Source organism: Rhodococcus sp. NPDC003348, assembly GCF_053589375.1.
This window is the reverse complement of the sequence record NZ_JBSFRT010000006.1, coordinates 164,859-189,445: the sequence shown is the minus strand read 5'-3', so window position 1 is coordinate 189,445 and position 24,587 is coordinate 164,859. Positions and strand designations below refer to the sequence as shown.

Annotated in this window: 24 protein-coding genes and 1 pseudogene; 9 read left to right on the top strand and 16 right to left on the bottom strand. The window is 70.5% G+C overall.

The window, feature by feature from the left end:
• Nucleotides 1–88 precede the first annotated feature (88 nt).
• Complete coding sequence (locus ACWDU4_RS06485) at nucleotides 89–580, bottom strand: general stress protein (protein WP_450113029.1); 492 nt, start codon at nucleotides 578–580, stop codon at nucleotides 89–91.
• Between the two features lie 76 nt (nucleotides 581–656).
• Nucleotides 657–1,613: an HpcH/HpaI aldolase/citrate lyase family protein gene (locus tag ACWDU4_RS06480; protein ID WP_450113050.1), complete on the bottom strand. Its 957-nt coding sequence runs from the start codon at nucleotides 1,611–1,613 to the stop codon at nucleotides 657–659.
• Between the two features lie 76 nt (nucleotides 1,614–1,689).
• On the opposite strand from ACWDU4_RS06480, the gene ACWDU4_RS06475 reads away from it, so the two are divergent.
• The 5 genes from ACWDU4_RS06475 to ACWDU4_RS06455 all read left to right on the top strand — a co-directional run bounded on the left by ACWDU4_RS06475 (nucleotide 1,690) and on the right by ACWDU4_RS06455 (nucleotide 6,874).
• Nucleotides 1,690–2,961 carry a magnesium transporter MgtE N-terminal domain-containing protein gene (locus ACWDU4_RS06475; protein WP_450113028.1) on the top strand — a complete coding sequence of 424 codons (1,272 nt, stop codon included), beginning with the start codon at nucleotides 1,690–1,692 and terminating at the stop codon, nucleotides 2,959–2,961.
• On the top strand, nucleotides 2,954–3,466 hold the full coding sequence (locus ACWDU4_RS06470; RefSeq protein WP_450113027.1) for a DUF1003 domain-containing protein: 513 nt from the start codon (nucleotides 2,954–2,956) through the stop codon (nucleotides 3,464–3,466). The genes ACWDU4_RS06475 and ACWDU4_RS06470 overlap by 8 nt, the downstream gene beginning before the upstream one ends.
• 95 nt (nucleotides 3,467–3,561) lie before the next feature.
• Entirely contained in the window at nucleotides 3,562–4,629 is a 1,068-nt protein-coding gene (locus ACWDU4_RS06465) for a lytic transglycosylase domain-containing protein (RefSeq protein ID WP_450113026.1), read from the top strand.
• 194 nt (nucleotides 4,630–4,823) lie between these two features.
• Entirely contained in the window at nucleotides 4,824–5,681 is an 858-nt protein-coding gene (locus ACWDU4_RS06460) for a lytic transglycosylase domain-containing protein (protein ID WP_450113025.1), read from the top strand.
• Between the two features lie 56 nt (nucleotides 5,682–5,737).
• On the top strand, nucleotides 5,738–6,874 hold the full coding sequence (locus ACWDU4_RS06455; protein ID WP_450113024.1) for an Mrp/NBP35 family ATP-binding protein: 1,137 nt from the start codon (nucleotides 5,738–5,740) through the stop codon (nucleotides 6,872–6,874).
• Here ACWDU4_RS06455 and ACWDU4_RS06450 read toward each other — a convergent pair.
• The 14 genes and pseudogenes from ACWDU4_RS06450 to sigE form a co-directional block, all read right to left on the bottom strand.
• Nucleotides 6,865–8,067: a vWA domain-containing protein gene (locus ACWDU4_RS06450; RefSeq protein ID WP_450113023.1), complete on the bottom strand. Its 1,203-nt coding sequence runs from the start codon at nucleotides 8,065–8,067 to the stop codon at nucleotides 6,865–6,867. The genes ACWDU4_RS06455 and ACWDU4_RS06450 overlap by 10 nt on opposite strands.
• 6 nt (nucleotides 8,068–8,073) lie before the next feature.
• The gene (locus tag ACWDU4_RS06445; RefSeq protein ID WP_450113022.1) at nucleotides 8,074–8,736 is read right to left on the bottom strand and encodes an SRPBCC family protein; all 663 of its coding nucleotides are present in this window, start codon (nucleotides 8,734–8,736) and stop codon (nucleotides 8,074–8,076) included.
• A gap of 36 nt (nucleotides 8,737–8,772) precedes the next feature.
• A complete protein-coding gene (locus ACWDU4_RS06440; RefSeq protein WP_450113049.1) occupies nucleotides 8,773–9,801 on the bottom strand; it encodes an AAA family ATPase in 1,029 nt (342 codons plus the stop codon).
• 90 nt (nucleotides 9,802–9,891) lie between these two features.
• Nucleotides 9,892–10,362 (bottom strand): annotated as a pseudogene (locus ACWDU4_RS06435) (nucleotidyltransferase family protein); the annotation flags it as partial.
• Nucleotides 10,359–11,234, bottom strand: coding sequence for an XdhC family protein (locus ACWDU4_RS06430; RefSeq protein WP_450113021.1), 876 nt, complete (start codon nucleotides 11,232–11,234; stop codon nucleotides 10,359–10,361). The gene ACWDU4_RS06430 and the pseudogene ACWDU4_RS06435, both read right to left, overlap by 4 nt.
• 49 nt (nucleotides 11,235–11,283) lie before the next feature.
• Nucleotides 11,284–13,689: an aerobic carbon-monoxide dehydrogenase large subunit gene (locus tag ACWDU4_RS06425; protein ID WP_450113020.1), complete on the bottom strand. Its 2,406-nt coding sequence runs from the start codon at nucleotides 13,687–13,689 to the stop codon at nucleotides 11,284–11,286.
• Nucleotides 13,686–14,264: a (2Fe-2S)-binding protein gene (locus tag ACWDU4_RS06420; RefSeq protein WP_450113019.1), complete on the bottom strand. Its 579-nt coding sequence runs from the start codon at nucleotides 14,262–14,264 to the stop codon at nucleotides 13,686–13,688. Before ACWDU4_RS06420 ends, ACWDU4_RS06425 begins: the two co-directional genes overlap by 4 nt.
• A gap of 40 nt (nucleotides 14,265–14,304) precedes the next feature.
• Entirely contained in the window at nucleotides 14,305–15,171 is an 867-nt protein-coding gene (locus ACWDU4_RS06415) for an FAD binding domain-containing protein (protein ID WP_450113018.1), read from the bottom strand.
• A gap of 74 nt (nucleotides 15,172–15,245) precedes the next feature.
• A complete protein-coding gene (locus ACWDU4_RS06410) occupies nucleotides 15,246–16,391 on the bottom strand; it encodes an XdhC family protein (RefSeq protein ID WP_450113017.1) in 1,146 nt (381 codons plus the stop codon).
• Between the two features lie 2 nt (nucleotides 16,392–16,393).
• Nucleotides 16,394–17,107 (bottom strand): DsbA family oxidoreductase, encoded by a 714-nt coding sequence (locus tag ACWDU4_RS06405; protein WP_450113016.1) that lies wholly within the window; start codon nucleotides 17,105–17,107, stop codon nucleotides 16,394–16,396.
• Between the two features lie 43 nt (nucleotides 17,108–17,150).
• Nucleotides 17,151–17,540 carry a Sec-independent protein translocase protein TatB gene (tatB, locus tag ACWDU4_RS06400; RefSeq protein WP_450113015.1) on the bottom strand — a complete coding sequence of 130 codons (390 nt, stop codon included), beginning with the start codon at nucleotides 17,538–17,540 and terminating at the stop codon, nucleotides 17,151–17,153.
• A gap of 93 nt (nucleotides 17,541–17,633) precedes the next feature.
• The gene (locus ACWDU4_RS06395; RefSeq protein ID WP_450113048.1) at nucleotides 17,634–19,100 is read right to left on the bottom strand and encodes a S1C family serine protease; all 1,467 of its coding nucleotides are present in this window, start codon (nucleotides 19,098–19,100) and stop codon (nucleotides 17,634–17,636) included.
• A 64-nt stretch (nucleotides 19,101–19,164) separates the two neighbouring features.
• The gene (locus ACWDU4_RS06390; RefSeq protein ID WP_450113047.1) at nucleotides 19,165–19,527 is read right to left on the bottom strand and encodes an RNA polymerase subunit sigma-70; all 363 of its coding nucleotides are present in this window, start codon (nucleotides 19,525–19,527) and stop codon (nucleotides 19,165–19,167) included.
• A 17-nt stretch (nucleotides 19,528–19,544) separates the two neighbouring features.
• Nucleotides 19,545–20,186 carry an RNA polymerase sigma factor SigE gene (gene sigE / locus ACWDU4_RS06385; protein ID WP_450113014.1) on the bottom strand — a complete coding sequence of 214 codons (642 nt, stop codon included), beginning with the start codon at nucleotides 20,184–20,186 and terminating at the stop codon, nucleotides 19,545–19,547.
• Between the two features lie 325 nt (nucleotides 20,187–20,511).
• Between sigE and ACWDU4_RS06380 the strand changes: the two genes are divergently transcribed.
• The 4 genes from ACWDU4_RS06380 (at nucleotide 20,512) to ACWDU4_RS06365 (ending at nucleotide 24,522) form a co-directional block, all read left to right on the top strand.
• Entirely contained in the window at nucleotides 20,512–21,123 is a 612-nt protein-coding gene (locus tag ACWDU4_RS06380) for an O-methyltransferase (RefSeq protein WP_450113046.1), read from the top strand.
• Between the two features lie 140 nt (nucleotides 21,124–21,263).
• Nucleotides 21,264–21,968, top strand: a complete 705-nt coding sequence (locus tag ACWDU4_RS06375) for a TetR family transcriptional regulator (RefSeq protein WP_450113013.1) — start codon at nucleotides 21,264–21,266, stop codon at nucleotides 21,966–21,968.
• Complete coding sequence (locus ACWDU4_RS06370; RefSeq protein ID WP_450113012.1) at nucleotides 21,965–22,882, top strand: ATP-binding cassette domain-containing protein; 918 nt, start codon at nucleotides 21,965–21,967, stop codon at nucleotides 22,880–22,882. Before ACWDU4_RS06375 ends, ACWDU4_RS06370 begins: the two co-directional genes overlap by 4 nt.
• The gene (locus ACWDU4_RS06365; protein ID WP_450113011.1) at nucleotides 22,879–24,522 is read left to right on the top strand and encodes an ABC transporter permease; all 1,644 of its coding nucleotides are present in this window, start codon (nucleotides 22,879–22,881) and stop codon (nucleotides 24,520–24,522) included. The genes ACWDU4_RS06370 and ACWDU4_RS06365 overlap by 4 nt, the downstream gene beginning before the upstream one ends.
• The last annotated feature ends 65 nt before the right edge of the window (nucleotides 24,523–24,587 follow it).

Sequence of the window (24,587 nt, the reverse complement as noted above, 5' to 3'; positions counted from 1 at the left end):
GTAGTAGAGGATTCGGCGTGCCCGCACCGCGAAATGCGGCGCCGCCCGGTCCGCTTCCCCACGGACCGGGCGGCGCCTCGTACGCCGGTTACAGCGCCAGCTTCGCGAGCATGTCGCGGGCCCGCTCGGCCGTCTTCGGTTCACACAGCACGTCGTAGCGGCCTGCGACCAGCTGCATCGTCGACGCGAAGTCGCGGGTGCCGCGGGTGGCGGCGTACGGGATGGTCGTCGAGATGACGCCGAACACGATGCCGCCGAGGATGCCCGCGATCAGCGGTCCGAGCAGGTTGTCCGTGAACAGGCCGAGCAGCAGCCCCAGGAACACACCGAGCCAGGCACCCGAAACGACTCCGCCACCAATGACTTTCGCCCAGGTGAGACGCCCGAGCACACGCTCCACCTGCATCAGGTCGACACCGACGATGGTGACGTCCTCCACCGAGAACTGCTGGTCGGACAGGTAGTCGACGGCGCGCTGCGCCTCCGCGTACGTGGGGTAGGAGCCGATCGGCCACCCGCTGGGCGGGGTCGGAAGACCACCGCGTCCGGGCTGATTCGGCGGTCCGAGTGGATTCGTCATCGTCGGCACTCCTGTTTTCCTCCGGGCTGTGATGGGCCGTGCGGGCCTCGCCCGACGGGCGCGCCCGACGTCCAGTTTACGGAGTTTCGGGCTCGAACCGCGTTGTGCGCGACATCCCCGCGGCGCGTCCCTTCGCCGCGATCACCTGAGCCATCTTCGCGCTCGCCTCGTCGATCATCTCGTCCCCGAGCATCGCCGCGCCGCGTCCGCCGCCGGCCGCCGACGTGTGGTACTCGTACGCCTCGAGGATCATCTCGGCCTGGTCGTAGTCGGCCTGACGTGGGCTGAACACCTCGTTCGCCGCGTCGATCTGCGTCGGGTGCAGCACCCACTTGCCGTCGAACCCGAGCGCCGCGGTCCGTGCCGCCGCGCGCCGGAACGCGTCGACATCCCGGATCTGCAGGTACGGTCCGTCGATCGCCTCGAGACCGTGTGCGCGAGCCGCCATCAGGATCGTCATCAGAATGTGGTGATAGGCGTCACCGGTGTCGTAGCCCTCCGGCTGCTCGCCGACCACCAGGGTGCGCATGTTGATGCTCGCCATGAAGTCGGCGGGGCCGAACACCAGCGTCTGCATCCGCGGGCTGGCGGTGGCGATGGAGTTGATGTTGGTCAGGCCGATCGCGTTCTCGATCTGCGCCTCGATGCCGATCCTCCCGACCTCGAGCCCATTGGCCTTCTCGACCTGGGTCAGCAGCAGGTCCAGTGCCTGAACGTGACTGGCATCGGTCACCTTCGGCAGCAGGATCGCGTCCAGGTGTGCACCGGCGGCGGAGACCACGTCCACCACGTCGGCGTACGTCCACTCGGTGGTCCAGTCGTTGATCCGCACCACCTTGATCTGCGAACCCCAGCCGTCGGACGCGAGTGCGTCCGCGATCTCGGTGCGCGCCTTCGCTTTTGCGATTGGGGCGACGGCGTCCTCGAGGTCGAGGAAGACCTCGTCCGCGGGCAGCCCCTTCGCCTTCTCGATCATCTTTCGGTTGCTGCCGGGAACTGCGAGCACCGAGCGCCGCGGTCGCGCCTGCACCATCGTGGACCTCCCACCGAGAACCGTGGAGGTGTCCGCGATCCGACGTCCGGACACCGAGCCAATTAGCCTTGCCATCATGGCAGCAGTGAGCAAGGTCTTCGCAGCCAGGCTCGCGGGTCTGGTGGTCCTAGGCCCCGACGGCGAATCCATCGGCCGGGTCCGCGACGTCGTCATCACCATCCGGATCGGACGACAGCGACCGCGGGTGCTGGGACTGGTCGTCGAGTTGGTGACCCGGCGACGGATCTTCGTTCCCATGCTGCGGGTGACGGCGATCGAGCCGGGGTCGGTCACGCTCACCGGCAGCGTCAGCCTGCGCAAGTTCACCCAGAAGCCGGGCGAGGTACTGGCCCTCGCCCAGGTCGTCGACACCCGGGTCCGGGTCGACGACCCCGAACTGGAGGAGCTCGCCGGCCTGGAGGTGCTCGTCGTCGACCTCGGCATCGAGCTGACCCGCACCCGGGACTGGGTGGTCTCCCGGGTGGCGGTCCGCAAACCGCGCACCGGGCTGGCCCGCCGCTCGCCGATCCACATCGTGGAGTGGCAGCACGTGCAGGGACTGACGCATTCGCAGCTCGCCCTCCCCGGCCAGGGGGTCACTCAGCTGCTGGCCCAGTTCGACGGGATGCGGCCCGCCGACGTCGCGAACGCGATGCGCGAGCTGCCCGACAAACGCCGCCACGAGGTCGCGGTCGCGCTCGACGACGAGCGGCTCGCCGACGTGCTGCAGGAACTGCCGACGGACGACCAGACCGACCTGCTCACCCACCTGGAGGTGGAGCGGGCCGCGGACGTGCTCGAGGCGATGGACCCCGACGACGCGGCCGACCTGCTCGGCGAACTGCCGGAGACCGAGGCGGAATCCCTGCTGCAGCTGATGGACCCGGAGGACTCCGAGCCGGTGCGTCGCCTGCTCGAGCACTCCCCCGACACCGCTGGCGGCCTGATGACCCCGGAGCCGGTGATCCTCACTCCCTCGACCACCGTCGCCGAGGCGCTGGCGCGGGCCCGTAATCCCGACCTGACTCCGGCGCTGGCGAGCATGGCATTCGTCGTGCGGCCACCGATCTCCACGCCGACCGGACGCTATCTCGGGTGCGTCCACCTGCAGCGACTGCTGAGGGAGCCGCCGGCGTCGCTGGTCGGCGGACTGCTCGACACCGACATGATCCAGCTCTCGCCCGAGGATCCGCTGGCGATGGTGACCCGGTACTTCGCCCGGTACAACCTGGTGTGCGGACCGGTCGTGGACGACGAGGGGCACCTGCTCGGCGCGGTCGCCGTCGACGACGTGCTCGACCACCTGCTGCCGGAGGACTGGCGGGAAGAGGAAACGGCCGATGAGTGACAAGCGCCAGCCCGCCGCGCAGAGTGCCCGTGCCCGCCTGGAAACGCCGGGCCGCCGGTGGCGCGGATTCCAGATCGACGTCGAGGCCGTCGGCCGGGTCAGCGAGTCGATCGCCCGGTTCCTCGGCACCGGCAAGTACCTGCTGATCCAGACGGTGATCGTCATCGTGTGGATCATCCTGAACGTCGCGGCCGTCGGACTGCAGTGGGATCCGTATCCCTTCATCCTGCTGAACCTGGCGTTCTCCACGCAGGCCGCGTACGCCGCCCCACTGATCCTGCTGGCGCAGAACCGGCAGGAGAACCGGGACCGGGTCTCGCTCGAAGAGGACCGGGCGCGCGCCGAACAGACCAAGGCGGACACCGAGTTCCTGGCCCGGGAACTGGCGTCGCTGCGGCTGGCGATCGGCGAGGTCGCCACCCGTGACTACCTCCGCCGGGAACTCGAGGAGATCAAGACACTGCTCGCCGAGAGTGAGGGCGAGGAATCGCGCCCGCACCGGTAGCGCACAACGGAACGGCCACGCGCGGCGTGGCCGTTCTGTAATCTCGGTCACATTCCGGGCGGGGGCCGGGAGGACACGGGACGAGAGGGCAGTGAATGCGCGTGAGGGGGCTGGCGGGCATCGCCACGGCCGCACTGGTCGGAGGGGTGACCGTCGGGATGTCGATCGGGGGCGGCACGACGCCGACCCCCGCCGCAGTCGCCGCGCCGATGGCGGCGGCCACCGACGAGCCACCGAGCGGCACGGTCGGGGTGCTCGCTCCCGCCCCGCGCCTGACCCGCGCCCCGCACGCGTACACACCGCCCCCGCCGGTCGCATTCGACCTACCGCCCGCAGTCGCCGAGCGCCTGTCGTCGCCGTTCGCCGAGTCCCTGACCCCGATCCCGGTCACGATCGGTGCGCTCGGCATCCCGGAACTGGTGCTCGGCGCCTACCGCTCGGCGGAGGCCACGCTCGCGGCCGACACGCCGGACTGCGGGGTCACCTGGCACCTGCTGGCCGGCATCGGCCGGATCGAGTCGGGCCACGCCGGCGGCGGACGCACCGACGCCGCGGGCACCACCGTCACCCCGATCCTCGGCCCGCGCCTCGACGGGTCGCTGGCCGGGAACAACGTCATCACCGACACCGACCGCGGTGCGCTGGACGGCGATTCCGCCCACGACCGCGCGGTGGGTCCGATGCAGTTCATCCCGGGCACCTGGGTCCGGTACGCCGCCGACGGCAACGACGACGGCAGGGCCGACCCGAACAACGTGTTCGACGCGTCGCTCGCCGCGGCCCGCTACCTGTGTTCCGGCGGCCTGAACCTGCGTGAGCGCGACCAGGAGACGAGAGCGGTCCTGCGCTACAACAATTCGATGGCGTACGCCTCGAATGTGCTCGCGTGGTCCGCGGCCTACGCCGCGGGCGGGACACCCGCCCCGGGCGAGATCCCCGAGATGCCGGTCGAGCCCGGCCGTCCGGCCGAACCGACGCCGGCCGCGCCGACACCCGCCGCGCCGGAGCGGGAAGCCAACCTCCTGCGCGACGCCGCCGCGCCCGGACCGGCTCCGGCCGCCCCGCTGATCCCTGGTCTGCCCGCGCTGCCGACGCTGCCCCCGCTGCCGTGCCTGGCGTTCTGCCCGCCGGGCCCGGCGCCGGCACCCGGCGCGGCGCAGTAACCCTTTCGTCACTCGACCCGCCCAGGTCGAGATATTTTCGAGATCTCCTGAAAACCTGCCTTCAGCTGGCCCTTCGCTCCAGGTCGAGCGTCCAGATTGTCACAGCAAGATAACGGACATGTCTCGAATCAGGTAGCGTCGGCTGCGGTTCACAGCACTTACAAGCCCCACCCTGGGGCCGCAGGAGGTACCAGGTGGGTCGCCACAGCAAGCCGTCCAGCTCGAAGGTGAAACGCAACTCGGTCATCGCCCTGTCCGGTCTCGTCCCGACCGGACTGGCCACCGCGGCGACGGCCACCGGAGCCCCCCTCACCATCCCCTTCCTGACGGCCGCCGAGGCGTCGCCCATCACCGAGTCCCCCGATGCACCGGCCGCGCCCGCAGCCACCGAGACGCCGGCCCAGGTCACCCCGGAACCCGCGGCCGCGGCTCCCGCCATCGCCGCCGCACCGGCCACCGAACCGGCTCCCGCTCCCGCGCCCGCACCGCTGCCCGACGGCCCGCTCGGCATCCCCGCCATCAACTTCGCCGCCTACCAGTCGGCCGAGAAGATCATGGCCGAACGCGACCCGGGCTGCGGCATCAACTGGATGCAGGTCGCCGGTGTCGGCCGCGTCGAGTCCAGCCACGCCAACGGCGGCAAGGCCGACGACAGGGGCAACCTGCTCGAGCCGATCATCGGCCTGCCCCTCAACGGCAGCCTGCCCGGCCAGGCCACGATCATGGACACCGACGGCGGCGCGCTCGACGGTGACACCGTCTACGACCGCGCGGTCGGCCCCACCCAGTTCATCCCCACCACCTGGGCCCGGTACGGCATCGACGGCAACGGCGACGGCGTCGCCGACCCGCAGAATCTCTACGACGCGGCCGCGTCCACCGCGAACTACCTGTGCGACGGCGGCACCGACATGCGCGACATCGCCTCGGCCACCAAGGCGATCCTCCGGTACAACAACTCGATGGCCTACGTCGCGAACGTGACCGCGTGGTCCCTCGCGTACTCGACCGGTATCAACCCGAGCGCCGCCGACCTGCCGCGTATCCACTGAGCCCGCAGCGCGGGGCGGCGGCAAGGGGATCGGGAGACACGCCCTAACATGGGGGTATGTCAGCAGTGACCGAGTCCGACGTTCGCAGCGCCCTGGCCAAGGTGATCGACCCGGAGATCCGCAAGCCCATCACGGACCTGGGCATGGTCAAGAGTGTCACCCTCGCCGACGACGGCAACGTCGACATCGAGATCTACCTGACCACCGCGGGCTGCCCGATGCGCACCGAGATCACCGAGCGGGTCACCAAGGCCGTCGCCGACGTCGCGGGCATCGGCGCCATTCGCGTCGAACTCGACGTGATGAGCGACGAGCAGCGCACCGAACTGCGCAAGTCCCTGCGCGGCGACTCCGCCGAGCCGGTCATCCCGTTCGCCCAGCCCGGCTCCCTCACCCGCGTGTACGCCGTCGCGTCCGGCAAGGGTGGTGTCGGCAAGTCCTCGGTCACCGTGAACCTCGCCGCGGCGATGGCCGCGAAGGGCCTGTCGGTCGGCGTGCTCGACGCCGACATCTACGGTCACTCCATCCCCCGTATGCTCGGCACCGACGCCAAGCCGACTCAGGTCGAGCGGATGATCATGCCGCCGCAGGCGCACGACGTGAAGATGATCTCGATCGCCCAGTTCACCCAGGGGAACACTCCCGTCGTGTGGCGCGGACCGATGCTGCACCGCGCGCTGCAGCAGTTCCTCGCCGACGTGTTCTGGGGTGACCTGGACGTGCTGCTGCTGGACCTGCCGCCCGGCACCGGCGACGTGGCCATCTCCGTCGCCCAGCTCATCCCCGGCGCGGAGATCCTCGTCGTGACCACCCCGCAGCAGGCCGCCGCCGAGGTCGCCGAGCGGGCCGGGTCGATCGCGCTGCAGACCCGCCAGCGGATCGTCGGTGTGGTGGAGAACATGTCGTGGATGGAGCTTCCCGACGGCACCCGCATGGACGTGTTCGGCTCCGGCGGCGGTCAGATGGTCGCCGACCGGCTCACCCGCGCCGTCGGCGCGAAAGTTCCTCTGCTCGGCCAGATCCCGCTCGAGCAGGCGGTCCGCGAGGGCGGCGACGCCGGTGTCCCGATCGTGCTCGGCGCCCCGGACTCCCCGGCCGGCACCGCGCTGCGGGAGATCGCCGACAAGCTCTCCGTCCGTGCCCGCGGGCTCGCCGGCATGTCCCTCGGCATCGACACCACGCGTCACCTGTAGGCGCTCCGCACCTGTGCGCCTTTCCGGTGTCTCCGACCACCAGAAGTGCGCACAGGTGGCGCAGCCGCCACGAAGCGGTCGACATAGGGCAGCGCGGCGGCCATCGACCCGACCAGGGGCCGGAAGCCCGGCGCATCTGCCCGCGGATTGATCCAGATCACCCGGTACGCCCGGCGGTGCAGTCGCGCCATCGACACGGCCAGGTCCTCCGGCGGGTCACTGTCCCAGCCGTCGGACACGATCACCACGACCGCGCCGCGCAGCGTGAGGCCGTGGCGGGACGCGAGCAGTGTGCGCAGACTGCCCGCGATCCGGGTACCACCGAGACGGTCGACAACCCTCTCGTTGGCGTGTGCCAGCGCGGCGGTGGCGGATCGGTGAGCCAGCACTGCGGTGAGCCGGGTAGGCCCGGAGGAGAACGCGTACACCTCCGGACGCGCCCGCGTTCCGCTCCGCAGCGCCGTCGCACGCATCAGGTGCAGGCACTGGTCGACGAACGGCAGCATGGACCGGCTGACATCGCAGAGCAGCACCACCCGACGTGGCCGGGTCGCCGGTAGTGTGCGCACGATGCGCATCGCCTCCCAGCCGGTCCTCCTGGACCGGGCGATGGTCTCCCGCAACGCAATCCGCCGACCACTGGGGTGCGGCCGGTAACGCCGCGTGCGGCGCGGTGGCCATTCCTCGGTGAGCCCGTCCAGCCATGCCCGGAGCTCACGCAGGCGATCGGCGTCGAACGCGGCGAACGGCCGTGCCCCTGCGGCGACTCCAGCACTGGCCAGCGGGTCCGGGATCCCGCGGGCCGGTTCACTCCGCACCGGTCGCAGGGTGGCCACGGCGGCGGCGCCACCGCTACCGGGACGGACCGGCGCGGGCGGGTGACTCGTCGCAGTTGTGGTGGTGCCCTGCGGGTTCGGGACCTGGTGCGCTCTCCGCGCGTTCGGGTCCAGCTCCGCTACCGATCGACCGAACACCTCCGAGAACACCTCGTCGAACGCGGCGAGATCGGACTGCCTGTGCACCAGGGTCAGCCGTGCAGCCCAGTACAGGCGGTCCGACGAACTCGGCGGAAGCACGGCCAGCGCCCGCGCGAACTCCCCCGCGGCAGGTGGAGACACCTCGACACCTGCGTCCCTGAGCCGCACCCCGAGTGCGACCGCGAACGCCGCGACATCGACGCCCCGCCCCGGCACGACCGCTCACCGCCCGCGCAACCACCGCATCAGCAGCACGACCACGGCTCCCGACACGAACGCGACGGCCGCGGGAAGGAGCCGGCGCAGGATGGTCGGTCCGGCCAGGCTCATCAGGTCGATCGGTTCCGGCTCCGGCATCGGCTGGGGTCGCGGTTTCGATTGCGGCACCGGCGAGTCCGATGTCTCGGCATCGCCGTTCACCACGGTCAGCATGGGAGCGGTGGTCTTGGCCAGCTTGGCCGCCAGCGCGTCGGCGAACTGCCCCATCAGCTTCTCCGACACCTGTCCGATGACTCCGCTGCCGAACTGTGCGAGCTTGCCGACTATCCGCATGTCGGTGACCACGGCTGCGGTCGTTCCGTCGGAGGTTTCGTCGAGCGCCACCGTGATGGTCGCCGATGCGTTGCTGCCGCCACGCGCGTCGCGTCCACTCGCCTCGATGACCGCCCGATGCGCTCGGTCGTTCTTCTCCCGGAACGCCGCCCGCCCTGCGAATTCGCCGGTGACGGGGCCGACCTTCACCTTGACGGTGCCGAGGTAGGCGTCGCCGTCGCGTCCGGTGAGCTGTGCGCCCGGCAGCAGCACGGCCACGGACTCGAGGTCGGTGAGCTCCGCCCAGGCGGTGTCGATCGGTGCGTCGACCGTGAACTCGTGCGAGAACTTCATCGTTTCCAGCCCTTCCCTTCCTCAATCTCCCTGTACTCATCCACCCTGTCCCCCGCGTTCGTCGCCGTCGAGGAGCGCAAGCACCGCGGCGCGGTCGTCCGGCGTCTTGGCCAGCGCGCCGATGCTCGCGACGATGTCGGCCCGGGCGAGATCGGAGCCGGCGAGGTCGGCGGCCCCGAGGGCGGCGAGGGCCGCCACCCAGTCGATCGCCTCCGCGACGCCGGGCGGCTTGTCGAGGTCGAGCCGGCGAACCTCGCCGACGAATCCGACAACGGACCCGACCAGCGCGGTGTTCGCTGCGGGCACCTTCCGCCGCAGGATCGCCACCGCCCGCTCCGGCCGCGGGTACTCGATCCAGTGGTACAGGCAGCGTCGACGCAACGCGTCGTGCAGGTCGCGGCTGCGGTTCGACGTGAGCACCACCCGTGGTGGGGTCCGTGCGGCGAAGGTGCCCAACTCGGGCACCGTCACCGCCGACTCGCCGAGGAACTCCAGCAGCAGTGCCTCGAATTCGTCGTCGGCGCGGTCGATCTCGTCGACCAGCAGCACCGGCGCCGGACCGGATCGGTGCCGGACGCAGCGCAGGATCGGCCGTTCGAGCAGGAACTCCTCGGTGAACAGATCGTCCGCCGACAGTGGTGCTGTCGCATGTTGCGCCGACAGCGGAGCTGTCCTGTCCGGCTCGGCCGGCGGAGCTGTCCTGTCCGGCTCGGCCGGCGGAGCTGTCCTGTCCGGCTCGGCCGGCGGTGCCGCCCTGTCCTGGGCCAGCCGGATCGCGAGCATCTGCCGCTGGTAGTTCCAGTCGTACAGGGCTTCCGCCACCCCGAGCCCCTCGTAGCACTGCAGCCGGATCAGCTCGGCTCCCAATGCCTCGGCGAGCGTCTTCGCCGCGGTGGTCTTCCCGACGCCCGGTTCACCTTCGAGCAGTAGCGGCCGGCCGAGCTCGGTTGCGAGGTATATCGCTGCCGCGGTGCCCTCGTCGAGCAGGTGATCGCGGGCGTCGAATCGTGCAACCACGTCGGCGATGTCACGAAAGCCGCCACAAGGTTCGTCCCGGCGCTGCAGTTCCCGATAGTCGTCCCAGGTGTCGACATCGCGGGGGACGTCCGCGTCGACCGGCAGCTCGACGACGGGGATCCGGCCCGACTCGAGCAGCCGCCAGACCGCCTTGTCACCGTGCATGGCGTGCAGGTCGGGAAACACCTCCCGCCCGAAGAAGATCGGGTGCCCACGGCCGTCGCGGTACCGGCACACCGCGGCGCCCGTGGCGGGTCCCCGGCGGATCAGCTCCCGCACCACGGCCGGGTCGATGCCCGGCTGGTCGCCGAGGAGCAGGACGACGCCGGCGGAATCCTGGTCGACCGCGTCGAGTGCGCGGGTGATCGACGACGCGCAACCGGAGCCGAAGTCGGGGTTGTGCACCACCACCGTGCCGTCGAGGTCGACCATGGCCTCCACTTCGGCGGCCGCGCCTCCGAGGGCCACCACCACCTGGTCGAACCGGCAGTCCCGCACGACCGTCAGCACCTCACCGAGGAGGGTTCCACCCCGGTAGGCGAGGAGTTGCTTGGGTCGGCCCAGGCGCGACGACGAGCCCGCGGCGAGGACGATGCCGGTGACCTTCACCGCGCGCGCTCCCGCAGGTATCGGTCGCGGCACCCCGGACCGCAGAACCACACCGTGCCGCCGTCGGCCTCGACGTGCGGCGCCTCGGCGCGCATCGTCACCGTCATCCCGCACACCGGGTCGACGGCCGCCTCGGGCACCGGGACAGGCGCCGCGCGGCCGAGTCCCGCCAGCCGCATCTCCCGGACGATCTCGGCGAGGATCGACAGTGCGATCTCGGCCGGGCCGCGGGCGCCGATCGGCAGTCCGGCCGGGGTGTGCACCCGGGCGCGGGTGTCCGGGTCGAGTTCGAGTTCCCCGAGCACGGCCGCCCCGCGTGTCGCGCTGGCGACCAGTCCGATGTACCCGACGCCTGCGTCCAGGGCGGCCCGGATCTCGGCGGCCTCGTCCCCACCGAGCGTGGCGATCACGACAGCGGTCATCCCGTCCGGTGGGCCGCCCGAGTCGGCACGGACCACGTCGAGGCCCAGTAGCTTCGCCAGCGCTGCCACGGCATCGACGGTCGGGTTCTCCCCCACCAGGAACAGTTGCGGGGCGGGGAGTTTCGGCTCGAGGAAGATCTCCAGCGCTCCCCCCGACAGGCACGGGTTGACCACCACCCGGGCTCCGGGTCCCTCCGGGAAGGTCGGCGCCCCCTCGGGCAGCACCCGCAGCAGCACCGCCTGTCCGTCCCGCAGCGCATCGAGGGCTGTCGCGCGCACCGAGTTCCGCGTGCACTGCCCGCCGACGAATCCCTCGATGGTGCCGTCCGCGAGCACGACGGCGTGGTCACCGGGGCGGGCCGAGGTCGGGGACTGCGCGCGCACCACCGTCGCGTGCACGAACGGTTGCCGGCACGCCGTCAGTTCCGCGATGCGCTCGTCTGTCCCCATCCACACCCGCTTTCGTCGGATCAGGTGGCCGCTCGGATCACGTGGACCGTCAGATCGGTGGCGCTGCCCTGCCCTGCATCGCCTCCCACACCCGCGACGGGGTCAGCGGCATGTCCGCGTGCCGAACCCCGAACGGCGCCAACGCGTCCACGACGGCGTTGACCACGGCCGGCGGTGAACCGACGGTCGCCGACTCGCCGATCCCCTTGGCTCCGATCGGATGGTGCGGGGACGGTGTGACCGTGTACCCGGTCTCGAAGTGCGGCACCTCCAGCGCGGTCGGGATCAGGTAGTCCATGAAGGATCCGCCGAGGCAGTTGCCGTCCTCGTCGAAGGACATGATCTCCATCAACGCCATTCCGATGCCGTCGGTGAGACCGCCGTGCACCTGCCCCTCGATGATCATCGGATTGATCCGCGTGCCGCAGTCGTCGACGGCGAGGAACCTGCGCACCTTGACCTCCGCGGTGCCGGGGTCGATGTCGACGACACAGAAGTAGGCGCCGTACGGGTAGGTGAGATTCTCCGGGTTGTAACAGATCTGGGCCTCGAGGCCGCCCTCGATCCCCTCCGGCAGATCGCCCGCACCGTACGAGCGCAGCGCAATGTCCTGGATCGTCACCGCCGCGGTCGGGTCGCCGACGACGTGGAAGCTGCCCTTGGTCCACTCCAGGTCCGCGACGGACACCTCCAACATGCCGGACGCGATGATCCGGGCCTTGTCCCGGACCTTGCGCGCGACGAGGGCCGCGGCCGCTCCGGACACCGGCGTCGATCGGCTGCCGTAGGTGCCCAGGCCGAAGGGGGTGTTGTCGGTGTCGCCGTGCAGCACCTCGATGTCGTCGGGCGCGATGCCGAGTTCCTCGGCGACGATCTGCGCGAACGTGGTCTCGTGGCCCTGCCCCTGCGTCTGCACGGACAGCCGCAGCACCGCCTTCCCGGTCGGATGCACCCGCAGCTCGCACCCGTCGGCCATGCCGAGGCCGAGAATGTCCATGTCCTTGCGCGGCCCCGCGCCGACGGCCTCGGTGAAGAACGACATCCCGATGCCCATGAGCTCGCCACGCTCGCGCCGCTCGGCCTGCTCGCGGCGCAGGTCGGAGTAGCCGATCATGTCCATCGCCTTACGCATCGTGGTCTCGTAGTCGCCGGAGTCGTACACCCAGCCGGTCTTGGACGTGTACGGGAACTGCTCGGGCCGCAGCAGGTTTCGCAGCCGCAGCTCGGCGGGATCCATCTTCAGGTCGTACGCCAGGCAGTCCACCAGCCGCTCGACCAGGTACACCGCCTCGGTGATCCGGAACGAGCACGCGTACGCGACCCCACCCGGAGCCTTGTTCGTGTACACCGCGGTCATCGAGCAGTGGGCGGCCTCGAGGTCGTAGCTGCCGGTGAACACGCCGAAGAACCCGGCCGGGTACTTCACCGGTGCCGCGGTGCCGTTGAAGGCGCCGTGGTCGGCGATCACGCGCGTGCGGACCGCGAGGATCTTGCCGTCGCGGGTGGCGGCGATCTCCCCGTCCATGATGTAGTCCCGCGCGAACCCGGTGCTGGTCAGGTTCTCGTTGCGGTCCTCCATCCACTTGATCGGATGCCCGGTCACCAGGGACGCGACGATCGCGCACACGTACCCGGGGTAGATCGGCACCTTGTTGCCGAAGCCGCCGCCGATGTCCGGGGACACCACCCGGATCTTGTGCTCGGGCAGCCCGGCGACGAGCGCGTACAGGGTGCGGTGCGCGTGCGGGGCCTGCGAGGTGCACCAGAGCGTCAGCTTCCCCTCGACCGCGTCGTAGTCCGCGACCGCACCGCACGTCTCCATCGGCGCGGGATGCACACGCGGATAGACGATCTCCTGTCTGCTGACGACGTCCGCCCGGGCGAACACGGCCTCGGTGGCGTCGGCGTCGCCGGCCTCCCAGTCGAAGACGTGGTTGTCGGTCTTCCCCTCGAGGTCGGTGCGGATCACCGGTGCATCCGGGTCGAGCGCGTGCCGGGCGTCGATCACCGGGTCGAGAATGTCGTACTCGACATCGATCAACGCCAGTGCGTCCCGCGCCGAGTACCGGTCCTCGGCGACCACGCAGGCCACCTCCTGGCCCTGGAACCGCACGTTGTCGGTGGCCAGGACCGCCTGCACGTCGTTCGACAGGGTCGGCATCCACGCCAGGCCCTGCTCCGCCAGGTCGGCTCCGGTGATGACCGCCTTCACCTTCGGATGCTGCTGCGCCGCAGTGGTGTCCACCTTGACCAGGCGCGCATGCGCGACCGGTGAACGCAGGATCGCCATGTGCAGCATGCCCGGCAGGACGATGTCGTCGACGTAGTGTCCGCGACCGCGGATGAACCGCGGATCCTCCTTGCGCAGCATGCGCCCATAGCCGACCGGCTTGGTGTCGTTGTCGACGTGGTCCGCGTCGGGCTGGTCCGGGACCGGGCGGTCGACGGTGGTCATGATCCACTTCCTATGTGCTCACTGGTGCGCGGCTCCGCCGCGGGAGGCGGCGTCGAGTCCGGCTGCGCCGCAGTCGGACCGGTGTGCTGCTCGGGCTCGGGCGCCCGCTCGGCCCCCTCCTCGTGCGCGGCCGCCCACAGCACGGACCGCACGATGGTCGTGTATCCGGTGCAGCGGCAGATCTGCCCGGAGATCGCTTCCCGGATCGCCTGCTCGTCCGGGTGCGGGGTGCGGTCGAGCAGCGCCCGCGACGTCATCATCATGCCGGGGGTGCAGAACCCGCACTGCAGTCCGTGGCACTCCATGAACCCCTGCTGCACGGGGTCCAGGACTCCGTCGCGTTCGAGGCCCTCGACGGTGCGCACGGCGTGCCCGTCGGCCATCACGGCGAGCATGGTGCACGACTTCACCGGGTCGCCGTCCACCAGTACCACGCACGTCCCGCAGTTGCTGGTGTCGCAGCCCCAGTGGGTGCCGGTCAGCCGCAACACGTCCCGAAGGAAATGCACGAGCAGCAACCGGGGTTCGACATCCGCGGTGACCTCCTCACCGTTGACGGTCATCGTCACCTGCATGTCATCTCGTCCTTCCGTGCGTCGAGGGCCGACGTCGGTGTCAATGCACCCGTCCGGCGGCGGTCAGCAGGGTGCGCCGGGTCAGTTCCTTGGCCAGGTGCCGCTTGTACTCGGCGGTGCCGCGCTGGTCGCTGACCGGTTCGCAGTGCCGCGACGCGAGGTCTCCGGCGTACAGCGCGACCTCCTCGGTGCACGGTTTGCCGACCAGGAACTCGTACACCTCGTCGAATCCTTCCGGGTCCGCGTTCACCGCGGTCAGGCCGACGCGGGCCCGGACCACCACCGGACCGTCCAGCCACAGCGCCGACCCGGCCCCGACGATCGCCCAGTCTCCCACCCGCCGTTCGACTTTCGCGTACGCGTTGGATCCGTGGTCGCGGAACGGGATCCGGATCTCGGTGAGGATCTCGTTGGGTGCGGCGGCGGTCTCGTACGGTCCGACGAGGAACTTCGACATCGGCACGGTGCGCTCGCCGGCCGGGCCGCGCAGCACGCACGTCGCGTCGAGGACCAGACACACGGTGGTGAGGTCCTCGGCCGGGTCCGCCTGGCACAGCGAGCCGCCGATGGTGCCCCGGTTGCGGACCGCCGGATCGGCGATCACCCGCTCGGCGTCCCGGAAGATCGGCCACAGCGCCGCGAGCTCGGGGGACTCGAGCAGCTGCCGGTGCCGGACCATCGCACCGATCCGCGCGCCGCCCGGGTCGACGCTGATCCGGCCCAGCTCCTCGTGGAGCGGGTTGATGTCGATCAGCCACTCCGGGTCGGCCAGGCGCAGCTTCATCATCGGCAGCAGGCTGTGCCCACCGGCCACCAGGCGGGCGCGGTCACCGTGCCGGTCGAGTAAACCGATCGCGTCCTCGACGCTCGACGCTCGCTCGTATTCGAAGGGCCCTGGCACCTGCATCGGATCCACCTCGCTCGACTGCCGTCCCCATTCAGCGTCTGCCCGTCCGCCGGAGGTGTCAACAGTCGGCCCGATCAGCGGTCCCGGCCGCCTCGGCGCAGGTCGTCGTGGTGAATCCGGCCGGTCACGTCGCTCAACCGCCGGCCGTCCCCACCCCAGCGCAGCTCGATGATCTCCGCGACGATGGAGACCGCGGTTTCCTCGGGAGTGCGGGCGCCGATGTCCAGGCCGATCGGGCTCGACAGCCGCGCGAGTTCGCCCTCGGTCACGCCCGCCTCCCGCAGTCGTGCGAGCCGGTCGTGGTGGGTGCGCTGCGAACCCATCGCCCCGACGTACCCCACTTCGGGCAGCCGCAGGGCGACCTCCAGCAGCGGCACGTCGAACTTCGGGTCGTGGGTGAGCACGCAGATGACGGTGTTGTGGTCGATCTCGCCGACCTCGGCCAGCTTCCGCAGGTACCGGTGCGGCCAGTCGACGACGACCTCGTCCGCGGTCGGGAACCGGGCCGAGGTCGCGAACACCGGTCGCGCGTCGCACACCGTGACCCGGTAGCCGAGGATGGCGCCCTGCCGCGCCACGGCCGCGGCGAAGTCGATGGCCCCGAACACCAGCATCCGGGGACTCGGTGCGTGCGATGCCACGAACACGCGCATCCCCTCGCCGCGGCGCTGACCGTCCGGGCCGTAGCCGAGCACGCCGGTACGCCCGGCGGCGAGCAGTCCGCGGGCATCGTCCGCGACGGCGGCATCGGCCCGCGCCGACCCGACGCTGCCCGAGAGGGCGTCCGGGCGCACGACCATCCGGTTGCCGAGCCGGGCCGGATCCGGGTGTTCGACGACGGTGGCGACGGCGACCGGACGGCGCGCGTCGATGTCCGCCGCCACCTCGGCGAGTTCCGGGAACGTCGCCACCGACACCGGCTCGACGTAGACGTCGATGATCCCGCCGCAGGTCAGCCCCACCGCGAACGCGTCGTCGTCGCTTACCCCGTAGCGTTCGAGCACCGGTGTCCCGCTCGCGACGACCTCTCGGGCCAACTCGTACACGGCGCCCTCCACACAGCCACCCGACACCGACCCCGTCACGGTGCCGTCGGGCGCGACGACCATCGCGGCGCCCGGCGGCCGCGGCGCGGACCGGAACGTCTGCACCACGGTGCCGACGCCGGCGGTGCCGCCGTCACGCCAGACCGCCAGCAGCTCGGAAAGCACGTCCTGCACGGTCAGTCCCGGGGCGTCGGCAGGTCGACGACGCGACCGCGGTCGATGCTCACCCAGTCCCGCGCACCGAGGTACGGACCGAGGCTCTCGAGGATCAGTTGTGAGTCGTCCGCGGTCTTCGGTCGCTGGATCTCGTAGACGTTCGGGAACTCGAGCAGGCCGGTGACGAACTCCCACAGTCGCACCGCGGCCACACCGGTGGGCGGTCGGACGAGCACCGGGCCGAACAGTGCCTGGCCGTCCGGGAAGAACAGGGTCGGCACCCCGAATCCCCCGGCGCCGACCACCCTCAGGTGATCGGCCCGCACGTCGTCGTGGGTGGTGGCATCCGCCAGCGATTCGTCGAGGACACCGGGGTCGACGCCGATCTCGGCGAGCATCCGGCGCGCGGTCCCTGGCTCGTGCGGCTTCTCCCCCTGGACGTGCAGGCCACGTCCGATCCGCTCGTACCAGGCGTCGAGCAGCGACATGTCCGTCCGGCGCAGGGTCGCCCCGATCCGCATCAGCGACCAGCCGTAGGACCAGTCCCGCTCCCACGGATGCTTCTTGCCCGGGGCGCGGTTGATCTCCTCGAGGCTGAAGAAGTGCCAGTCGACCGTCAGGCCGGTGAGGTCGCGGACCTCACGGATCCACACCGAGGTCTGGTACGCGAACGGGCACATCGGATCGAAGTGGAAGTCGACGGAGACTGGCCCCGCCTCGTCGCGGGTGGTCACTCTTCGGACGGTACGCCGCCGCGCCGGTCAGGGCAGCGCGCTGCTAGGTCGCGTCGAGGTCGATCGGCGGCTTCTCGCCGTCGGAGAGGGGGGCCGGTGCGGGCCGCGAAGTGCCGCCGGGCGCCGACGGCTTCTTGTCGTCGAAGTTCCCCGTGAAGATCGAGTCGTCGCCGTCGAGGAGGTGCTTGGTGATCGCCGCGCGCGGCGTCATCCCCCGAAGATCGTTCAGGTCGGACAGCGGTTTGCGCAGGTCCTCGAACTCGGGTCCCAGCTCGTCCTTGAGTTGCTGGGTGGCGCCACCGGCGTAGTCCTTGACCTGACGCAGGCTCTTGGCCACCCAGGAGACAGCACCGGGTAGGCGCTCGGGTCCCAGGATCACGAGCGCCGCGACGAGAAGGATCATGAACTCGCCCCAGCCGATGTTGCCAAACACCTGACCAGACTACGTGCCGGTGCCCACTCGTGGGACCGCCGGTGGCAAATTCACCGGAACGTCACAGACTGGCACCCGGGTGGCCGGCACCCGTCAATCCGACACCGGGGTGACCTGGACCTCGACCTCGCGGCCCGACCGGATCAGCTTCACCGGCACCGACTGCCCGGCCTCGGTGCCGTGCACGGCGACGACGAGTTCGTCGGCGTTGCCGACGTCGCGGTCGCCGACCCGGACGATGACGTCGCCCTCGACGATCCCCGCCTGCTCCGCGGGACTGCCGGCCTGCACGTTGGCGACCTGGGCCCCGGTGGTCTGCTCGTTGGTCACCGAACGCGCGTTGACGCCGATCTCGGCGTGGTGCATCGAGCCGCTCCGAATCAGCTCCTGGGCGACCCGGGTCACGTCGTCGACACCGATCGCGAAGCCGAGGCCGACCGACCCGCCGCTCTCGCTGCGGATCGCCGAGTTGATGCCGATGACGCGGCCCTCGGCGTCAACCAGGGGGCCGCCGGAGTTGCCGGGGTTGATCGCGGCGTCGGTCTGGACGGCGTCGATCACCGCATCGGTGTCGGTGCCCTCGCCACCCAGCCGGACCGGACGATGCAGGGCGCTGACGATGCCACTGGTGACGGTCTTGCTCAGGCCGAGCGGCGAACCGACCGCGACGACGTCGTCACCGACCTGCACGTCGGCCGACTTCCCGAGCTGGGCGACGGTGAGGTTCCCGACGTCGACCTTGAGCACCGCCAGGTCGGTCTTGATGTCGCGGCCGACGATCCGGGCCGGCACCCGCGTGCCGTCGGAGAACACCACCCGCAGGGTGGCGTTGTCGGGGTCCGTCGCGGCCATCGAGATCACGTGGTTGTTGGTCACGATGTAGCCGGCCCCGTCGATGACGACGCCGGACCCGGTGCCGGACTGCTCTCCGAGCGCGACCTGGATCGACACCACGGACGGCAACACCGCCTCGGCGACCTTCGCGACCTGCCCGGCCTCGTGGTCCTCGCCCCCGGACTGCGTCAACTCCACCTTCTGGCTGGTCAGCGAACTCACGCTCTCCGCGGTCAGCCGACCGACCACCCCGCCGACGAGGCCGACCGCCAGGGCGACCGCGGCGAGCGCGGCCAACGCACGCGGCGCGACCCGGTCCCCGAACAGCACCTCCCTGACACCGAGCTTGTCGGCCGGGGGCAGTGCCGCGGGCAGTGGGGTGTCGACGGCCGCCGCGCCGAGCCGCACCGCGGAGTCCGGGTCGCGCCAGGGGTCGGCGGGCGCGTCCGCGTCGGGTGCGCCCTCGTCGAGGTCGTCGGGTCCGCGCTGAATGGTCTCGGTCTCGCCGTCGGGACGCCCGAACGCCTCGGCCAGCACTGGATCGGGCGGGCGCAACGTCAATTCGGGTTCGGTCGCGGTGCGAGTGGCGGCGAACGAGTCGGTGACGCCGTCGGGGCGCGCGAACGCGGCAGCCGACGCCGGATCGATGTCCGGCCGGTACAGGGGTCGCGGCGTCAGTCGCGGCGGGGACGCGTCACCCTCGTTGGCGTCAGTCACGGGACCCAGTATCACCGACGGCGCGGCACCGGGGTCCGACGCCACGTCGGCATCGGGGTCCGGCACCACGGTGTCAGCGGCGCCGGCGCCACGTCGTCAACGAGTAGGAGGTGGTCTTCGAGGAGAAGATCATGCGACGGCGCCCGCTCGAAGGACCGTCGTCCACCGCGGAATCGTCGACCGGCAGGCAGGTGGGGATCCGGCTGAGGGCACCGAGCAGCGAGCTCGGCATGCTGATCTCACCGGACTGTCGCAGCGCGATCCGCGCGTGCTGCTGGGCATCCACCGCGGCGGCGCACTCAAGGCACTGCGAGACGTGGTCCGCGGCCCGCAGGTACGCGTTCATCTGCAATTCGCCGTCCACGTACGCGGCAACCGCCTCGCTGGCCAGATGTTCCGTCGAACCGAACTGGCGAGGACCGCGGCCCTGCGTCATCCGCTCCTCCTGCACACTCACGCGACTGTCGTCTTCCCGGTTTCGAGGTCCCGCGCGGCCTGCGCCGCAGACAGGTGATCCCGCAACGCCTGGCGTCCGCGGTGGATGCGGCTGCGCACGGTTCCGAGCTTGACGCCCAGTGTCGCACCGATCTCCTCGTAGGACAGACCTTCGACGTCACACAGTACGACCGCGGCACGGAACTCGGGCGCGAGGGAGTCCAACGCGGCCTGCAGATCGGGATCCAGCCTCGCGTCGTGGAAGACCTGCTCGGGGTTGGGGTTCTGCGACGGCACCCGCTCGTAGTCCTCGGGCAGAGCCTCCATCTTGATCCGGTTGCGGCGCCGAACCATGTCGAGGAACAGGTTGGTGGTGATGCGGTGCAGCCAGCCCTCGAACGTGCCTGCCTGGTAGCTGGACAGGGAGCGGAACACCCGGATGAAGGTGTCCTGCGTGAGGTCCTCGGCGTCCTGCGCGTTGCCGGACAGCCGGTAGGCCAGCCGGTAGACGCGGTCGCCGTGCTCGCGGACGAGTTCGTCCCAGGACGGCATGGTCGACTGGTCTCCGCTGGCGTCGAACGCGGCGGTGCCACTGACTGCGGGGCCGCCGACGGCCGACTCGGCGACCTCGGTGTCGTGATCGGACGGGGCGTTGACCATCGAGATGATGGAAACCTCCTGCTCGGGACAGCTGGAAGCGGATGCGCGGGCGTCGCGCTGCGTACTGGAACAACTCCCGGGGTGTCCGGATTGTTCCCGACGGTCCGATTCCGGTGCGGTCGGCTGATCTCGTGACAGGTTCACCTTCACCGATCCGGGTGTGCACGACGTGTGAGCAACCTGAGTGGCGCCTGAGAATCCGTGCGCTGCGACGGGGGGAATGTCATGGTCACGACGGCGCCCACCGGGACCGGGACTGCGCGCCTCGACACGCCCGGGTCACGACAACGATAACCTCGTGGTCGTGTACACCAACGGCGACCAGATGCTGGCCCACACCGAGGACTCCGTCGTCGAGGACGACATCCTCGTTTCCGCACGTGAGCGGGCCGAGGATCTCGGCGCCGACCCGGTTCCGCCGTCGGTCGGCGCGCTGCTGAGCCTGTTCACGCAGATGCTCGGCGCCCGGACCGTCGTCGAGATCGGCACCGGCGCCGGTGTGAGCGGCCTGTGGCTGCTCGACGGGATGCGCCCGGACGGAGTACTCACCACCATCGATCCCGAGCCCGAGCACCAGCGGGCCGCGAAGGAGGCGTTCCGGTCCGCGGCGATCGCACCGGGGCGGACCCGCCTGATCAACGGCTGGGGCCTGGACGTGCTGCCGCGGCTCGCGGACAGCTCGTACGACCTGGTGTTCGTCGACACCGCGCCTGCCGACCATCCGCACTACGTCGAGCAGGGTGTGCGCCTGCTCCGTCCCGGTGGAGTGATCGTGTTCCACAACGCCCTGCTCGGCGGCCGGGTCGCCGACCCTGCCGCACGGGACACCACGACGCTCGCCGTGCGCGCGGCCGCCCGGGCCATCGCCGAGGACGACCGGCTGACGAAGGTGCTGCTTCCCGTCGGCGACGGACTGCTCTGCGCATCTCGCAGCTGACCGCGGTTTCGCCGGCCACGTCCGACACCGCGCGGACGCGGCACGGACGCGGCGCGCTTTTGACGACTCGGCGCTTTTGACGACTCCTTGACGCGCACAACCCTTGCCTCCGGGTTGAACACACGTTTAGCGTATTGACCATGCGTTCAGCCATGGACGGATTCGCCACCATCGGCATCCCGGACCGGGATCTGACCACCCGGGCCAGGATCAGGGACGCGGCGATCGTCGTGTTCGGCGACCGGGGCTTCCGCACCGGCGTGCGGGAGGTCGCGGCGGCCGCCGGCGTGTCCCCCGGCCTGGTCAACCACCACTTCGGTTCCAAGAACGGGCTTCGCGAGGCGTGCGACGAGTACGTCCTCGCGGCCATCCGGGCTGCCAAGACCGAGTCGCTGACCCGGCCGAGCGCGGCCGGTCTGCTGCAACAGCTCGCCGACGTCGAGGAGTACGCGCCCCTGGTCGCGTATCTCGTCCGCAGCTATCAGTCCGGCGGGGAGCTGGCACGGTCCATGTTCGATCACATCGTCGCCACCACCGAGCAGTATCTCGCCGACGGCGTGGCCGCCGGCACCCTCCGACCGAGCCGGGATCCGGCCGCTCGCGCCCGCTACCTGGCCATGCAGTCGCTGGGCAGCACCGTGCTCTTCCTGCAGATGAGGGAAGACCAGGACGGACCCGTCGACTGGGGTCGCGCCATTCGCGAGCTCACCGACGAGATCATGTTCCCCGCCCTCGAGCTCTACACCGAGGGCCTGTTCACCGACACCACCTTCCTGGACGCGATGGTCGACCAGCGCGCCGAGGACCCACCCGTCGACAACACACACCACCGGGAGAATCGATGACTGGAATCATCGAAGTCCGCGACCTGCACAAGCACTTCGGGCGCACCCACGCACTCGACGGCCTGAACCTCACGGTCGGTGAGGGCGAGGTCCACGGGTTCCTCGGCCCGAACGGCTCGGGAAAATCCACCACCATTCGCATCCTGCTCGGCATCCTGCAGGCGACATCCGGACACGCCCGGGTACTCGGCCGCGACCCGTGGACGGACTCGGTCGCGCTGCACCGTGACATCGCCTACGTCCCAGGGGATGTCACGCTGTGGCCGTCGCTGTCCGGCGGCGAGACCATCGACCTGCTCGCCCGGATGCGCGGCGGCATCGACGAGCAGAGGCGCGCCGAACTCGTCGACCGGTTCGACCTCGATCCACGGAAGAAGGCCCGCACCTATTCGAAGGGCAACCGGCAGAAGGTGTCACTGGTGTCGGCACTGTCGTCGAACGCGCGGCTGCTGCTGCTCGACGAGCCGACCTCGGGCCTGGACCCGCTGATGGAACAGGTGTTCCGCGAGTGCGTGACCGAGGCGTCCGCCCGCGGTGTCACCGTTCTCCTGTCCAGCCACATCCTCTCCGAGGTCGAGGCGCTGTGCCAGAAGGTGACCATCATCCGGGCAGGCAGGACCGTCGAGAGCGGCACCCTGGCCGACATGCGACACCTCAGCCGGACCTCGATCAGTGCCGAGTTGCTGGGCGATCCGGGAGATCTGAGCCGCATCGCGGGTCTCGCGGACGTCACCGTCGAGGACCACACCCTGCACTGCCAGGTGGACAGCGAACACCTCGGCGAACTGATCCGCGTACTGGGCGACGCCGGCGTGCGCAGCCTGGTCAGCAAGCCTCCGACCCTCGAGGAGCTGTTCCTGCGCCACTACGAGATCGACGGACCCGAACCCACCGGGGAGAAGGTGAGGGCATGAGCACCGCAACCCTCACCGGAGGCCGCCGCGGAGCCGGGCCGCCCCGGACCGCGACGTCGAACTTCACGGGCACCCTCGGGCTGCTGCGGCTGTACCTGCGCCGCGACCGGATCGTGTTGCCGCTGTGGGTGCTGCTGCTCTCGATCCCGCTGTCCACGGTGTACGTGGGCTCCATCGCGAGCATCTACCCAGACGAGGCGCAGCGCGCCGCGTTCACGGCCTCGATCATGGGCAGCCCCGCGCAGCGGGCGATGTACGGCGAGATCTACAACGACAGCCTCGGGGCGGTCGGCATCTGGAAGGCAGGCATCTTCCACACCCTGATCGCGGTAGCGGTGATCCTCACCGTGATCCGGCACACCCGAATGGAGGAGGAGTCGGGTCGCGCCGAACTGCTCGACTCCACCGTGGTCGGCCGCTATGCGGGACTGACGGCCGCGTTGATCGTCGCCTTCGGCGCATCCATCGCAACCGGACTGATCGGCACCGCCGGACTGTTCGGCACCGATGTCCCACGGTCCGGCTCGCTGGCGTTCGGCATCGCGCTCACCGCGTCGGGCATCGTCTTCGCGGCGGTCGCCGCGGTGGCAGCCCAGCTCAGTCCCAGTGCCCGCACCGCGCGTGGGATCGCATTCGGAGCCCTCGGCGCCGCGTTCGCGCTGCGCGCCGTCGGCGACGCCGGCTCCGGCGTACTGTCGTGGCTCTCACCACTGGGCTGGTCGCTGCAGGTGCGCCCGTACGCGGGCGACCGCTGGTGGGTGCTGCTGCTGCACCTGACGGCCGCGATCGTGCTCACCGCGGCGGCGTACGCGTTGCTGCGCCGGCGGGATGTCGGCGCCGGCCTGATCGCCGAGCGACTCGGCCCACCGACCGCGGCACCCGCGCTCGCCGGGCCGTTCGGCCTGTCCTGGCGGCTCCAGCGCGGTTCGCTGGTCGCCTGGACCATCGGAATCTGCCTGTACGCGTTGCTGATCGGCAGTGTCGTGCACGGGATCGGAGACGAGATCGGCGACAACGAGACCGTGCGGGAAATCGTCAGCCGGATGGGCGGAACACAGGCGCTGGAGGACTCGTTCATCGCGATCGCCTTCACCATGCTCGCAGTCGGTGCCGCCGCGCTGGCGATCTCGTCGGCACTGCGCCTGCACAGCGAGGAGGAGGCCCAGCACGCCGAGACCGTCCTGGCCGGAGCCGTCGGTCGCACCCGTTGGGTGGCAAGTCATCTCCTGCTCGCGGTCGTCGGGCCTGCGGTCGCCATGGTGGCGGCGGGCCTGGTCGCCGGCCTGACCTACGGCGCTGCCGCCGGCGACGTCACCGGGAAGCTGCCCGGCGTCATGGCCGCGGCGCTGATGCAGCTTCCGGCGATCTGGATGCTCGCCGGAGCGACCGTCGCATTGTTCGGACTGGCGCCTCGCTACGCCACGGTCGCCTGGGGAGTCCTGGTCGGCTTCGTGGCACTGTTCCTGCTCGGTTCGATCTCCGGGTTCCCGCAGTGGCTGCTGGACCTCGAACCGTTCGCACACGCACAGCGGGTTCCCGGCACAGCGTTCTCGTTCATCCCGCTCGGATGGATGTTGCTGATCGACGTCGCGTTGATCGCGGTGGGACTCGCAGCCTTCCGCCGTCGCGACCTGCGGTGAGGCCGGAGGCGGCCCTTGGTGAGCCCGAAGGCGCCCCTCGACGGGCCCGAAGGGCTGCGACCGCT